12 protein-coding genes are annotated in these 14,407 nt (G+C 40.3%); 10 read left to right on the top strand and 2 right to left on the bottom strand.

All coding sequences use genetic code 11. The annotated features are described in order from the left end of the window. Window positions 1-30 precede the first annotated feature (30 nt). The 3 genes from DWX96_RS09160 (at window position 31) to DWX96_RS09170 (ending at window position 2,890) form a co-directional block, all read left to right on the top strand. Window positions 31-1,170, top strand: coding sequence for a Ger(x)C family spore germination protein (locus tag DWX96_RS09160; protein WP_158561837.1), 1,140 nt, complete (start codon window positions 31-33; stop codon window positions 1,168-1,170). A 591-nt stretch (window positions 1,171-1,761) separates the two neighbouring features. Next, window positions 1,762-2,403, top strand: a complete 642-nt coding sequence (spoIIR, locus tag DWX96_RS09165) for a stage II sporulation protein R (protein WP_158561838.1) — start codon at window positions 1,762-1,764, stop codon at window positions 2,401-2,403. 40 nt (window positions 2,404-2,443) lie between these two features. After that, window positions 2,444-2,890: a DUF1934 domain-containing protein gene (locus tag DWX96_RS09170; RefSeq protein ID WP_118057301.1), complete on the top strand. Its 447-nt coding sequence runs from the start codon at window positions 2,444-2,446 to the stop codon at window positions 2,888-2,890. A 47-nt stretch (window positions 2,891-2,937) separates the two neighbouring features. Here the strand turns inward: DWX96_RS09170 and DWX96_RS09175 are convergent, their stop codons facing one another. Further along, the gene (locus DWX96_RS09175; RefSeq protein WP_117698024.1) at window positions 2,938-3,348 is read right to left on the bottom strand and encodes a hypothetical protein; all 411 of its coding nucleotides are present in this window, start codon (window positions 3,346-3,348) and stop codon (window positions 2,938-2,940) included. A gap of 224 nt (window positions 3,349-3,572) precedes the next feature. Here DWX96_RS09175 and tig point away from each other — a divergent pair, with 224 nt between their 5' ends. Further along, window positions 3,573-4,766 (top strand): trigger factor, encoded by a 1,194-nt coding sequence (tig, locus tag DWX96_RS09180; protein WP_158561839.1) that lies wholly within the window; start codon window positions 3,573-3,575, stop codon window positions 4,764-4,766. Window positions 4,767-4,805: 39 nt separating this feature from the next. After that, entirely contained in the window at window positions 4,806-6,197 is a 1,392-nt protein-coding gene (gene asnS, locus DWX96_RS09185) for an asparagine--tRNA ligase (protein ID WP_117697991.1), read from the top strand. 125 nt (window positions 6,198-6,322) lie between these two features. Here the strand turns inward: asnS and DWX96_RS09190 are convergent, their stop codons facing one another. After that, on the bottom strand, window positions 6,323-8,767 hold the full coding sequence (locus DWX96_RS09190) for a GH36-type glycosyl hydrolase domain-containing protein (protein ID WP_117697992.1): 2,445 nt from the start codon (window positions 8,765-8,767) through the stop codon (window positions 6,323-6,325). A gap of 384 nt (window positions 8,768-9,151) precedes the next feature. Here DWX96_RS09190 and DWX96_RS09195 point away from each other — a divergent pair, with 384 nt between their 5' ends. The 5 genes from DWX96_RS09195 (at window position 9,152) to DWX96_RS09215 (ending at window position 14,392) form a co-directional block, all read left to right on the top strand. After that, window positions 9,152-10,192: a LacI family DNA-binding transcriptional regulator gene (locus DWX96_RS09195; protein ID WP_117697993.1), complete on the top strand. Its 1,041-nt coding sequence runs from the start codon at window positions 9,152-9,154 to the stop codon at window positions 10,190-10,192. Between the two features lie 16 nt (window positions 10,193-10,208). Beyond that, window positions 10,209-11,642, top strand: coding sequence for a hypothetical protein (locus DWX96_RS09200; RefSeq protein WP_147337977.1), 1,434 nt, complete (start codon window positions 10,209-10,211; stop codon window positions 11,640-11,642). A gap of 127 nt (window positions 11,643-11,769) precedes the next feature. After that, window positions 11,770-12,729: a carbohydrate ABC transporter permease gene (locus tag DWX96_RS09205; protein WP_117697995.1), complete on the top strand. Its 960-nt coding sequence runs from the start codon at window positions 11,770-11,772 to the stop codon at window positions 12,727-12,729. Beyond that, window positions 12,729-13,631: a carbohydrate ABC transporter permease gene (locus DWX96_RS09210; protein WP_242986114.1), complete on the top strand. Its 903-nt coding sequence runs from the start codon at window positions 12,729-12,731 to the stop codon at window positions 13,629-13,631. The genes DWX96_RS09205 and DWX96_RS09210 overlap by 1 nt, the downstream gene beginning before the upstream one ends. Before the next feature lie 251 nt (window positions 13,632-13,882). Further along, complete coding sequence (locus DWX96_RS09215; RefSeq protein ID WP_022243700.1) at window positions 13,883-14,392, top strand: QueT transporter family protein; 510 nt, start codon at window positions 13,883-13,885, stop codon at window positions 14,390-14,392. The last annotated feature ends 15 nt before the right edge of the window (window positions 14,393-14,407 follow it).

Here is a 14,407-nt window from a genome sequence, read left to right on the forward strand (position 1 = left end):
GTGGAAAAAATGGTGGAAAGGAGCAGCAGTATGAAAAATAGGATCGTGACAATTGTTTCCATGATATTTTTGGCAGTCTTATGCTTTGGCGGCTGTGGAAATACAGAGTTGGAAGAACGGAATTTTCCATTGGCAGCAGCAGTGACTTTGACAAAGGAGAACTATCAGATGGCATTTGGCTTTGAGCAGCTTAAGGATGTGGCAGATGAGAAAAGCGAAAAAGAGAATACATCGGTACTTCTGGCGGAAGGAAAAGACTGCATGGAGCTGTTTTTGCATGCAGATGGGGAAAATCCTGGAGAGATGGATTATAACCATTTAAAGGCATTGATTCTAAACCGGTCGCTTTTAGAGGATGAAAAGCGGCTGGGGGCATTTCTTGGGTATCTGGAAGAGGAAAATCTTTTTTCGAGGAATACGCTGCTTTTTGTTACGGAGGATGAACCGGATCAGGTGATGGAGATGGATACAGTTTTAAAAGAGCCGGTAGGAACTTATCTGAATGAAAGAATTGCCTCGGATGAACGTTTTAAGGACAGTGAGGCAGTTACCCTGGGCAGCCTGTTCCGGATATGGGAAAATGAGAACGAAAATCTGTGGATTCCCTATATTAACTGTGCAGAAGATAAAATGATACTGGAAAAATACTATCTGATGCAGGGCAGGATGGCAGCAGGCAAAGTGGACCGGGAAACGGGAGAACTGGCTTTGCTCTCAGAGCAGAAGATGAAAAGCTACAGCATTTCACTTGAAGATGCAGAAAGTGTAACACTTAGTAATTTATGCTGCAGCTATGCTTTTACGGAGCAGAATGGCCAGGTGACGGAAACCGTTACAATAAAGGCGGATGGAAAGTATCAGGGCAACAGGGAACTGCTGCAGAAAACAAAGCACAGGGATGAAAAATTGGAAGACCTTCATACAGACAGTCAGGATGAAAATGCACTGCTGGAAGTGGAAGCAGAAATAGAGCAGACTTTGGAAGAAAAGATGGATGCCATGACAGAAAAATTGCAACAGAATCAGAATGCAGATGGAACAAACAGTTATTATAAATTAGGGGCATATGCAAGGGATATTTATTTGCAGTTTCAGAAGGATTGGAGCGGTTACCGGAAAAACCTGACAGTGGAATATCATTGGGATGTCACGCTGGTGACATCTCCGTAGGATGCTGGACACCCGGTTACACTGGTAACATTGGAAACATCTTTGTAAGATGTCTGGTTCTGGTGATGCGGATGGCAGCCGATTATTTCTTAAGTTAATTTATTAATTTGACTTAGATTGGGCAAAAACAGAAAGATTACATTACTTTTTGCCCAAAATGAGTTGCAGAAGGAAGCATAGTCTTTGTTATTTACTTCTGATTGGGTAAAAAGACTTCATTTTTCTAGAATCTTACCCAAACCGAGAGAACTTCGGAGATAACAGCAGAGGAGATTGGGCAAAAAAGAGTCATTTTTCTTAAATTATACCCAAATCAACTTCACCAGCGACTTTTGAGAGAAAAGTCGCAAACTCAACCGTGTCCCCAAAAAGAAAAGTTACAAGCTCAGCCGCATCCCACCAAGAAAAATTTACAACCCCACCCCATTTCTACATAAAATTTTCTCCCCAAAAAAGTTATCAAAATGTATAGAAAAAATTTTTTCGGTTATATTCCAGATAGAAAGTCAGAATGGTATGGCTAAAGAAAGCGTAGCAAGGAAAAGCAGAAATAAGAAATCAGAAATCAGAAACATGAAAAGGAGTTTTACCATGAAAGAATATAACCGAAAAAAATTATATTTAAAAAGGGCGTTGTTCTATGGCATGCTGTTATTACTGTTGGTATTTACGGCAGGCAGTGCGAAAAAGGCTTATGAGGGGCGAAGAATGCAGGAGGACATTGCAGAAAAGATTCTGCGTTTCCATGTCAGGGCAAACAGTGATGGGGAAGCAGATCAGGCACTAAAACTTAAGGTGCGGGATGCGGTTGGAAAAGAAATGGGAGAACTTTTGCAGGATGCTAAGACAGCCGAAGAAAGCAGCCGGATTGCAAGAGAACATTTCCCGGAAATCATACATATTGCAAAAGAAGTCATCCGGCAGGAGGGTTATGATTATCCGGTAGAGGTGAAATTATCTTCCGTGGAATTCCCGGTAAAGACCTATGGCAGTTATACGTTCCCGGCGGGAACTTATCAGGCACTGGAAGTGATTATCGGAGCAGGCATGGGACATAACTGGTGGTGTGTTATGTATCCGAATATGTGCTTTGAAGGAAGTGTCTATGAGGTTGTGGATGGTAAATCAGAAAAGGTATTGAAGGATACCTTAAGTGAGACGGAATATCAGTCCCTGATGGAAGAGAAGAATTATAAGATTTCATGGAAATGGCTGGATTTCTGGGATAAATAGTGCTATACTGACCTGGATTTCTATAGAAGGAGCGGATTAGATGACAAAAGATGTAATTGTATCAATCAGCGGATTACAGATGCCGGCAGAAGGAGAAGCAGAGCCGGTTGAAGTGATTACAGTAGGGGATTATTACCAGAAAAACGGAAAACATTATGTGCTGTATGAAGAAGTAAATGAAGGTTTTGAAGGAAGCACAAAGAATATAATCAAGATGCAGGAAAACTGTATTGATATTACAAAAAAAGGAGTTTCCAATGTACACATGGTCTTTGAAAAGAACCGGAAAAATATGTCTTATTATGGAACGCCATTTGGAAATCTTCTGGTTGGAATTGATGCAAAGGATATTAAAGTGGAAGAGACAGAACATTGTATTGATGTGCAGATAGATTATGCATTGGAGGTAAACTATGAGCATCTGGCAGACTGTACCATTAAGATGAAGATTGCATCAAAAGAAAAAGGCGAATTCAGTCTTGCGTAGCTGGATGTATAAAAATAGAGCTGGGTGAAAACCCAGCTCAAGTTATTTTATTTACCAGCTTTTTCTTTTAACTTTGCCATAAAGCCTTTTTTCTTTTTGGCAGGCGCTTCAATAGGACCACGCATTCCTTTTACTGCAGTAATGTAAAGCCCGCTGACAGTAGCTTTTACTTCCTTCTTAACCGGAACAGAATCAAAAATCTGTCCGTCACAGATTAAAGTCATAACCTTTGGACCAACCTTTGCTTTGACGATTGGAAGTTTGGAACGGCGGAGCATTTTCGGGGTCTGGGCAATGACATTTGCCGGAAGACCGGAATCTTTAAGCCGCATCTTCTTCTTATCGATAATCAGCATGGAAATGGTCTGTGCTGCTGCTGCAATCTGGGCATCCTGTTCTTCTTTCTTTTTCTGAGCTCGTTTGCCCACAAAATAAAGAACAATCAGGGCAATAATCATAATAATCAGTATTGTTAATAATACAATCGCAAATTTTGGCACGATGAAAACCTCCTTAAGTAAAATCCAAATATGATTGTATCATTGATTGGCAGGATTGACAACCTGAAAAAGCGAAAAATTCTATGAAATGCTTTTATTTTCGGTGAAAATGTGGTATCTTTAGAAAGTATGACTGACTGGAAAAATCCAGCCTTTGAATGAAAGACAGAAGGGAAATAAACATGAAGAAGAAATTAGTAGCAGTATTGTTATGCCTGACACTGGCATTTTCAGTAACTGGCTGTGGAAAAGACAAGAAAAGTGAATCGGTAGAGAATACAGAGAGCACAGAAGTGGTATCCAGTGCGGCAATTGATTTTGACCCGCTTGATTATGTGGAACTGGGCGATTATATGGGATTATCAGTAGCTTTGACAGACGATTATTCCGTAAGTGATGATGATGTGAAGACTTTTATTGAGAATAGCGTAATTACCAACTATCCGTACTATGCAGATACGGATAAAACAGTGGTAGAGGATGGAGATGCTGTAAATATCGATTATGAAGGATTAAAAGATGGCGTGGCATTCAGTGGTGGAACTGCAACAGATACGGTCTTAGAGATTGGAAGCAATACGTTTATTGACGGCTTCGAAGAAGGACTGATTGGTGCAAAAGTAGGGGATAAAGTAACCTTGAATCTTACATTTCCGGAAAGCTATAAAAATACAGACCTGGCAGGACAGGCGGTTGTGTTTAATGTAACCATCAATAAAATTGTTGAGAAGCAGGATATTACTTATGACAATATGACAGATGAATATGTGGCATATGTCAATGCTAAGGCCAGCCTTGGCTATGATACGGTAGATGAGATGAAGGCAGATGCACGCAATTATCTGGAATCTTCTAAGGAATCCTCTAAGAAATCTGCAATCCGTTCTGCAGTAATGGACAAGTTAGGAGAGGTATGTACCGTAAAGGAACTTCCGGATGGACTTCTGGATGCCCGTATGGAAGAAGTAATGGCACAGTATGAATCCTATTACTGCAGCGATGGAAGCAGCCTTAAGGATTATGTGGAAAATACAGCAAATCAGGATTATGATGAATTTGTAAGCAATGTAACTGACGAAGTGACATCAGATCTTAAGACACAGATGATTTTAGAGGCAATTGCAGAAAAGGAAGGCATTGAGTTTGACCAGGATGGCTTTGACAGCTACGTTGGAAATCTTATGAGCAATTACAGCTACAGCGATGAATCCACATTATACAAATCATATGGATTGAGCGCAGACAGCGGAAAAGAATATTTAAAGAAAGTATATGTATGCAATCTGGCACTTCAGAAAGTAGTTGACAGTGCAACTGTTGAAGATGAGGCAGGAACAGAAAATGTTACAGATACTGAATTAAATACAGAAAACTAAAAAGGATTAGAAAATTTTTTATCTAAGGGGGATAGAAAAATGGAACTTGTTGACATCAGAGATTTATTTCACCATCAGGAAGATTATGTAGGTAAGAAGATTACCGTCGGAGGCTGGGTAAGAAGTAACCGTAATTCTAAAAACTTCGGATTTATCGTAGTAAATGACGGAACTTTCTTTGAGCCACTGCAGGTAGTATATGCAGACGGACTGGAGAATTTTCAGGAGCTTACCAAAATTAATGTTGGTGCAGCTATTGTTGTTACCGGAGTGCTGGAAGCTACACCGGAAGCAAAACAGCCATTTGAAATTCAGGCAGAGGAAATCGTAATTGAAGGCGCATCTGCACCGGATTATCCGTTACAGAAGAAACGTCACAGCTTCGAATATTTAAGAACTATTTCACATTTAAGACCACGTACCAATACCTTTGAGGCAGTATTCCGTGTACGTTCCCTGATTGCATATGCAATTCATAAGTTCTTCCAGGAGAGGGACTTTGTCTATGTACACACTCCGCTGATTACCGGAAGTGACTGTGAGGGTGCGGGAGAAATGTTCCAGGTTACTACCATGGACTTAAATAACATTCCACACAAGGAAGATGGAAGCATTGATTATACACAGGATTTCTTTGGAAAACCAACCAATCTTACCGTAAGTGGACAGTTAAACGGAGAGACCTTTGCACTGGCGTTCAAAAATATTTATACCTTTGGACCAACCTTCAGGGCAGAGAATTCCAATACTACAAGACATGCTGCAGAGTTCTGGATGATTGAGCCGGAAATTGCATTTGCAGATCTGGAAGATGACATGGTACTGGCAGAGAGTATGCTGAAATATATTATTTCCTATGTTATGGAACATGCACCGGAAGAAATGCAGTTCTTTAATTCCTTCGTAGACAAGGGACTGATTGAACGGCTGAATAATGTATTACATTCCGATTTCGCAAGAGTGACTTATACAGAAGCCATTGAACTTCTGGAGAAGAATAATGATAAATTTGATTATAAGGTATCCTGGGGCTGTGACCTTCAGACCGAGCATGAGCGTTTCTTAACAGAGCAGGTTTTCAAGAGACCGGTATTTGTAACAGATTATCCAAAGGAAATCAAAGCCTTCTATATGAAACTCAATGAGGATGGCAAGACAGTTGCAGCAGTTGACTGTCTGGTGCCAGGAATCGGAGAAATTATCGGAGGAAGCCAGAGAGAGGATGACTACGATAAATTATTAGAAAGAATCCATGAACTTGGATTAAAAGAGGAAGATTACAGCTTCTATCTTGATTTACGTAAATATGGTTCTGCAAGACATGCAGGCTTCGGACTTGGATTTGAAAGATGCGTTATGTATCTTACCGGTATGGCAAACATCCGTGATGTCATTCCGTTCCCAAGAACCGTTAATACCTGTGAATTGTAAGAGCAGCAGGTTATAAAAGAAGTATATAGAAGAAGGGCGTATGAAAAAACTTTCGTTTTTTCATACGCCCTTCTTTTGAATCATGGATTGATTTTATATAAGATAAATAAAGGGAGGTATTTTGTTTAACCCATAATTACTTCAACAGTAACTTCTTTCTTAGACGGATCAAATGGAATCATATTGCCATCAGCAATAACACCATCTACAGTAAGAACCTTGACACCTTTCTGTACGCCATTTGGATTCTTTACCTGAATGTGATAAGTTACACCACGGAAATCACGTTTTGCGGTAAAACCGGATAAAGTAGATGGAATACATGGGTCAATTACAAGACCATCATAATCCGGACGGATACCTAAGATATACTGGGATACATCAAGGAAAGTCCATGCAGCAGTACCGGTAAGCCAGCTGTTCTTTGCTTCACCGAAGTTTGGTGCATCTTTTCCGGCAATCATCTGAGAGTACACATATGGCTCAGTGCGGTGGATTTCGCTGATATCTTCGATATAAGCAGGACAGGTTCTGGTGTATACCTGCCATGCACGGTCGCCACGTCCAACGACTGTTTCTGCAATGGAAATCCATGGATTGTTGTGACAGAAGATACCTGCATTTTCTTTGTATCCAGGTGGATAGGAAGAAATTTCACCGAGCTCTACATGGTATTTGTGATAAGGTGGCTGCAGCAGTACAATACCGTATTTGGTATCTAAGTATTTTTCAACAGACTGCATTGCCTGAAGACAATTGCCTTCTTTCAGTCCGATTTCTGCCATAACACAGAATCCCTGCGGCTCGATAAAGATTTTACCATCGTCACATTCTTTGGAACCGATTTTCTGTTTGTAGTGGTCGTAAGCTCTTAAGAACCATTCGCCATCCCAGCCGGCATCGAGAACGGTTTTTTCCATGGAAGCAATTGCTTCTTCCGCTTCTTTGGCTTCTTCTTCCAGACCTCTGTGTTTGCAGATTTCTACATAATCTTTACCATATTTTACAAACATGCCTGCGATAAATACAGACTCTGCATTTGGTCCCTCAGATGGTCCGAAGGTCTGGAAGGATTCACCCGGCTCTTCTGAGAAGCAGTTTAAGTTCAGACAGTCATTCCAGTCAGCACGTCCAATCAGAGGAAGTCCATGTGGTCCTAAGTGTGTTCTGGTATAGTTGAAGGAACGTCTTAAATGTTCCATAAAATCGGTTGCTTTGCTTTCGTCATTATCATAAGGAGTGATTTCATCTAAAATGGAGTAATCTCCGGTCTCCTTGATATAAGCAGCAGTACCGGCAATGAGCCATAACGGGTCATCATTGAATCCGCTTCCGATATCAGCATTTCCTTTTTTGGTAAGTGGCTGATACTGATGGTAAGCACTTCCATCCTCAAACTGGGTAGATGCGATATCTAAAATACGCTGTCTTGCACGGTCCGGAATCAGATGAACAAATCCTAAAAGATCCTGACAGGAATCACGGAAGCCCATGCCTCGTCCAATTCCGGATTCGAAATAGGAAGCGGAACGTGACATATTAAAGGTAACCATACACTGATATTGATGCCAGATGTTTACCATACGGTCTAACTTCTCTTCGGAAGAAGATACGGTAAAGTGGTTTAAAAGGTTATTCCAGTATTCTTTTAATTCTGCTAAAGCAGCGTCAGCTTTTTCTGTGGTATCAAAACGTTTTAATAATTCTTCTGCCGGTTTTCTGTTGATGCATCCGTTTTCAGCAGGACCATCCCATTTCTCGGCAACCGGATTCTCTACATAACCCAGTACAAAAACAAAGGATTTTGATTCGCCCGGTGCAAGAGAAACCTTGATATGGTGGGAACCAATCGGAGACCAGCCGCTTGCTACAGAGTTCTTAGAGGTTCCGTTTATGACAACTTCCGGCGCGGAATTTTCGCCATAAGCACCAAGGAAAGATTCACGGTCGGTATCGAATCCGGCAAGCTGGGTATTTACAGCATATACCGCATAATGATTACGGCGTTCGCGGTATTCTGTCTTATGATAAAGGGCAGAGCCGTGAATTTCCACTTCACCAGTACTGAAGTTACGCTGGAAGTTTGTCATATCATCCATGGCATTCCAAAGACAGAATTCTACATAAGAGAATACGGAAATTTCTTTGTGTTCGCTGCCGTGGTTGGTCAGTGTCAGTTTGTTAATCTCACAGGTATTTCCCATAGGAACAAACATGGTCAGCTCTGCGGATAACTGATTTTTGCTTCCCTCAAAAACAGAGTAGCCTAATCCATGCCGGCACTGATAGGAATCTAATTCAGTCTTGGCTGGCATCCATCCCGGATTCCAGATGGTGTCACCGTCTTTGATATAGTAATAATGTCCATTGCTGTCATAAGGAATATTGTTGTAACGATATCTTGTAAGACGAAGGAGCTTGGCATCTTTATAGAAACTGTATCCTCCGCAGGTGTTAGAAACCAGTGAAAAGAAATCTTCACATCCTAAATAGTTGATCCATGGAAGTGGAGTCTTTGGGGAAGTGATGACATATTCTTTCGCTGCATCATCGAAATGTCCAAATTTCATAATTAAATAACCTCCTTAAATACAATAAGTCCGAAAACGATTAAGAGAGGTATTTCTTTAGGTTGAGTATAATATAAGAATCAGGAAAAAGCAACAGAAATATTGAAGAAAGTATGCATTTTAGGAGAAAAGAGCGAAAATGACAGCTTTTTGTCATATGAATCGAAAACACAGAGTGATAACGATTAAGTAAAGAGAAAGAAAAAAATCGACTTAATATAGAAGAAAGAAAACAAGATTAGTAAAAAATGCACAAAACTGACGACTTAAAACTGGATAACTGTTACAAATATACAAAAAATGGTTGCATTTCACTCTGGATATGTTATGATAAAGCTACGAAAACGATTAAGAAAAGCAACTCGAAACAGTGAGGTGCAAAAGATGGTATCTTTAAAAGACATTGCGAAAGAATGTGGTGTATCAACTGCAACAGTTAGCAAAGCACTGAATGGACAACATGATATTGGAGAAGAAACAAAAGCAAGAGTAAGAGAGACAGCAGAGCGGATGGGGTATTTTCCAAATGCAGCTGCCAGAGCATTAAAGACCAACCGTTCCTACAACGTAGGAGTCCTGTTTCAGGAAGAAGCAGGAAGTGGTCTGACACATGAATATTTTTCAGGTGTGCTAAATGGAATTAAGGTGCAGGTTGAGAAGATGGGATATGATGTAACATTTATCAACAACAGTTACGGAGTAAAGAAAACCTCATTTTTTGAACATTGCAGATACCGGAACTTTGAAGGAATCGTTATCGTGTGTGCTGATTTTGCCAGCCAGGGAGTGCTTGAATTAATGAACAGTGCATTCCCGGTAGTGACCATTGATTATACACATTACAATTGCACAGCAGTTTGTTCCAATAATGTAAAAGGAATGGAAGAGCTGCTGAAGTATATATATAAGAAGGGTCACCGAAAAATTGCTTACATACATGGACAGAAAAACTCGAATGTAACAAGAGAAAGACTTACAAGCTTTTACCGGACGATGGAAGAACTTCATATTAAGGTAAATGAAGATTACATTCGGGAAGCTGCTTATCTGGAAACAAAGGGAGCGGCGGAGCAGACAGAAATTTTACTTGATATGGATGACCCGCCAACCTGTATTCTTTATCCGGATGACACCTCTTTAATCGGAGGGAAAAACGTGATTATGGAACGTGGGATGCATATCCCGGAAGATGTTTCTATTGCAGGATATGACGGAACAAGAATTTCCCAGTTATCTCATCCGAGAATCACAACGATTCGTCAGGATACAGAAGAAATAGGAAGAGAAGCAGCACGGCGTCTGATTGATGCCATCGAGAAACCGAGAACTACTCTCATAGAGAGAGTCGTTATAGAGGGCACATTGATTACCGGCCAGTCGGTAGGAGAGCTGCCTGAAACAACATCCGAGGAGGATGAAAAATGAGAAGGAGGAGAACTCAATGAAAAAGAAACTTATCAGTACTTTATTATGCGTATCCATGGTAGCAGCTATGGTAGCTGGATGTGGATCAGGGGATGACACAAAGGATGCGAACAATGATGCATCCAACACAGAAGGAACAGCAGATGCAGATACGGACACAGACAGTGGTTCTGATTCTACAGAAGTAGAGAACACCATCACCGGTGATCCAAGTGCAGATGATGCATTCGTAGTATGGGGCTGGAACGATGACATCAAGAACATTTTGGATGGACCGTTTGCAGAGCAGTACCCAGACCTTGCAAAACGTATCGTATTCGTAAATGCAGGTGGATCTGATTATTATCAGACAAAGATTGATGAAATCTTAGATGATCCTGATAATGAATTGTATCCAGACCTGATGGGACTTGAGGTTGACTACGTTTTGAAATATGTAAACAGTGACTGGCTGACCTCAGTTGGTGACTGTGGAATTACAGCAGATGATTATGCAAATCAGTATCAGTACAATCTGGATCTTGGAACTGTATCCGGCGAAGATTCTTCTGATGCAAACAATGTAAAAGCATTATTCTGGCAGGCTACTCCTGGATGTTTCCAGTTAAGAGCAGACCTTTGTGAGAAATATCTTGGAACAACTGATGTAAATGAATTAAGCACAATGTTCTCTACATGGGATGGTGTTCTTGATGCAGCAAGAAAAGTAAATGATGCATCTAATGGAAAATGTAAACTGTTCTCCGGTTATGATGAGTGCTTCCGTGTACTTTCTAACTCAAGAGCAACCGGCTGGTATGGCGATGACGATGTTATTTCTGTTGATGATAACATGACACAGTATATGGAACTTGCTAAGACAATGGTAGACGAAGGATTAACCTATGAAACAGACCAGTGGTCAACAGACTGGTATGCAAACATGGAAGGTGACGGCGAGACATCTAATGCAGCAGTTGCTTACTGTGGATGCCCATGGTTCACATACTGGAGCTTAAAAGATACCTGGAAAGGTAACACAATCCTTGTAAATGCTCCGGAACAGTTCTACTGGGGTGGTACAGGACTTGCAGCAACAGCTAACTGTGCAGACAAGGAAATGGCTGGAACAATTATCAAAGCATTTACCTGTGACACAGACTTCATGGTATCTATCAATGCAAAGAACAGTGATTTCGTAAACAACAAAGAAGCTGTTAAGAAGATTTCTGAAGCAGGCGCAACATGTGACTACTTATATGAAGCAGCTGGTCAGGATATCATGGCATTCTACTTACCAATGGCTGATTCCATCAGTGCTAAGAATGCAACAGCAGAAGATCAGAACATCAACTCTGCTTGGTCTACTCAGGTGAAAGAGTATGCAGCAGGAAACAAGGATAAAGATACTGCAATCTCAGATTTCAAATCCGCAGTACATGACTCCTATTCATACTTAAAAGCTGAATAATCAGTAAAAGAACAATAACTATGCTGCCCTTTCCGGCATGGGAAGGGCAGCATTTATAAACAAAACTATTGGAGAGTTATTTTAAAATATAGGGAAATGGAAGATGGATTGAGAGGAGTTGGCAAAGATGGACAAAAAGAAAAAACGTAAACATATTGAATATGGCAGATATGGATACTTCTTTATCGCCCCATTCTTCATTGCATATTGTCTGTTTCAGTTATGGCCGTTATTTAATACATTTTACTATAGTACATTAAGCTACTATAAGAGAAACGGTAGAGAATTTATTGAATTTTGCGGATTAGACAATTTCAAAAATATTCTCGGACTGACAGCCGGTGAAAAAGGATATGCATTGATTTATTTGAAAAATACACTGACAATGTGGGTATGTAACTTTATTCCACAGATTTTAGTTTCATTGTTACTGGCAGTATGGCTGACTGATAACATTGTAAAATTAAAAGCTCAGGGCGCATACAAAATTATTATTTACTTACCTAGTATTATCACAGCAGCGTCTGTATCTGTTTTATTCAATGCAATGTTTTCCCAGTATGGACCAATTACACAGACTTTACGTGATATGGGAATCATTTCACAGAAATTTAACTTTATGACAAGCGTCGGCGGAACGCGGGGATTAATATCATTTATCCTCTTCTGGATGTGGTATGGAAATACAACCCTGTTGCTGATATCAGGAGTTTTGGGAATTGACCCAAGTCTTTATGAAGCGGCTGATATCGATGGAGCAACCGGATGGAAGAAATTCCGTTATTTAACACTTCCATTATTAAAACCGATTATGTTATACGTATTGATTACTTCCGCAATCGGTGGTTTACAGATGTACGATATCCCGGCATTATTCAATGTCAGTAAGTCAGGACTTATCGGACAGCCGGATGATTCATCCACAACAATGGCAATGTACATCATGAGATTATATCAGAGTGATGTAGGTAAGGCAGCAGCAGTATCTGTATTCCTGTTTATTCTGACCTTGATTATTAGTCTTATCTTCTTCGGAACGATGACGGATCGGAGCGAGAAGAAACATAAGAAAGGAGGGAATCGATAATGGCAAGTTTTGATATGGCAATGAGCGGACAGACATCCCAGCCAAAACAGAAAAGTTATTCGAAAGTATTACATACAAAAAGAGCAATCCGAGGTTTGATTTGTATCCTCTTCTGTCTCCTTAGTTTACTGCCATTCCTTTTAATGGTTATGAATGCGACCAGAACTTCTGGAGATATTCAGGCAGGTGTATCCTTGATTCCTTCCTCCCACCTGATGGAGAACTGGAACATGCTTCTTCAGAAGCAGAATGGTATGAGATTAACATTAGGAAGAGCAATGATTAACTCCTTATGTATCACAGTACCAGGTACCTTCCTTGCAGTATATTGTTCCTGTATGACAGCTTATGGAATTCATGTATATAACTTCAAAGCAAAGAAGTTTGCATGGGCGTTCATCATGGCAATCATGATGGTGCCGAACCAGATTACAATCATTGGTTTCTACCGTTTTATGTTAAAACTGAATCTGGTAGATACTTATATCCCATTGATTATTCCTTGTATCGCAGCACCGGCAGTTGTATTCTTCATGAAACAGTATATGGAAAGTACCTTATCCATTGAAATGATTGAAGCTGCACGAATTGACGGAGCAAGAGAATTCCGGATTTTCAATACCATTATCATGCCGATTATGAAACCGGCAGTAGCAACACAGGCAATCTTCCAGTTTATTGCACAGTGGAATAACCTCTTTACCCCAACCATCATGTTAACAACTGATGAGAAGAAAACACTTCCATTGTTTGTACAGATGCTGACATCTGATCAGTTCCGTGTAGATTACGGTGTTGTATATGTAGGCCTTACCGTAACGGTACTTCCATTAATTATTGCTTACCTTATCCTTTCAAAGTATATTGTAGCAGGTGTAGCACTTGGTGGTGTAAAGGGCTAATAAAAATACAAGTAATTCTTTTTTTCCATTTCCTCATACAAAATATAATTAAGCGCAAAGAGAGGTTGCCGAAAGGCAGCCTCTCTTTGTGGTCTCTTTGTGGGTGAATACAATCGCTTGCAATTAGACGAGTTCTGTGATACACTTTCAAACGTTGCAAGTACCCCGTAAAACCAAGGTCTTAGGGGAAGAAGAAACCGAGTGTTCGAGACCTTCCACTCGTAAAACAAAACTAGAGGAGACAAAAGAATATGAGAAACAAAAAAGTATTATTTATTGTGCAGGCTGCGTTAATTGCAGCAATCTATGTGGCACTGACTTATCTTAGCAGTATTGCAGGACTGGCATCCGGTACGATTCAGGTGCGTATTTCAGAAGCATTATGTATTCTGCCAGTATTTACGACTGCAGCAATTCCGGGATTATGGCTGGGATGTTTTCTGGCAAATATGCTGACAGGCGGGATTCCGGTGGATGTTGTGTGCGGAAGCATTGCAACTTTGATTGGAGCGTTTGGAACTTATGCATTAAGAAAGCATAAATTCGCATGTACATGGCCGCCGGTTATTGCAAATATGGTGATTGTACCTTTTGTATTACGCTATGGTTATGGCTTTATTACAGAATATAAAGGCGTTGACTGGTCGATTCCATTTAATGCACTTACTGTCGGAATCGGAGAAGTTATCACTTGTGTGATTTTAGGCAGTGTATTACTCCGGGTACTGAATAAGTACCGCAATGTAATCTTTCATGAATAATAATAAAATAATACT

This window comes from Roseburia sp. AF22-2LB, from assembly GCF_003461125.1.
GTDB classification, from domain to species: Bacteria; Bacillota; Clostridia; order Lachnospirales; family Lachnospiraceae; genus Roseburia_C; species Roseburia_C amylophila.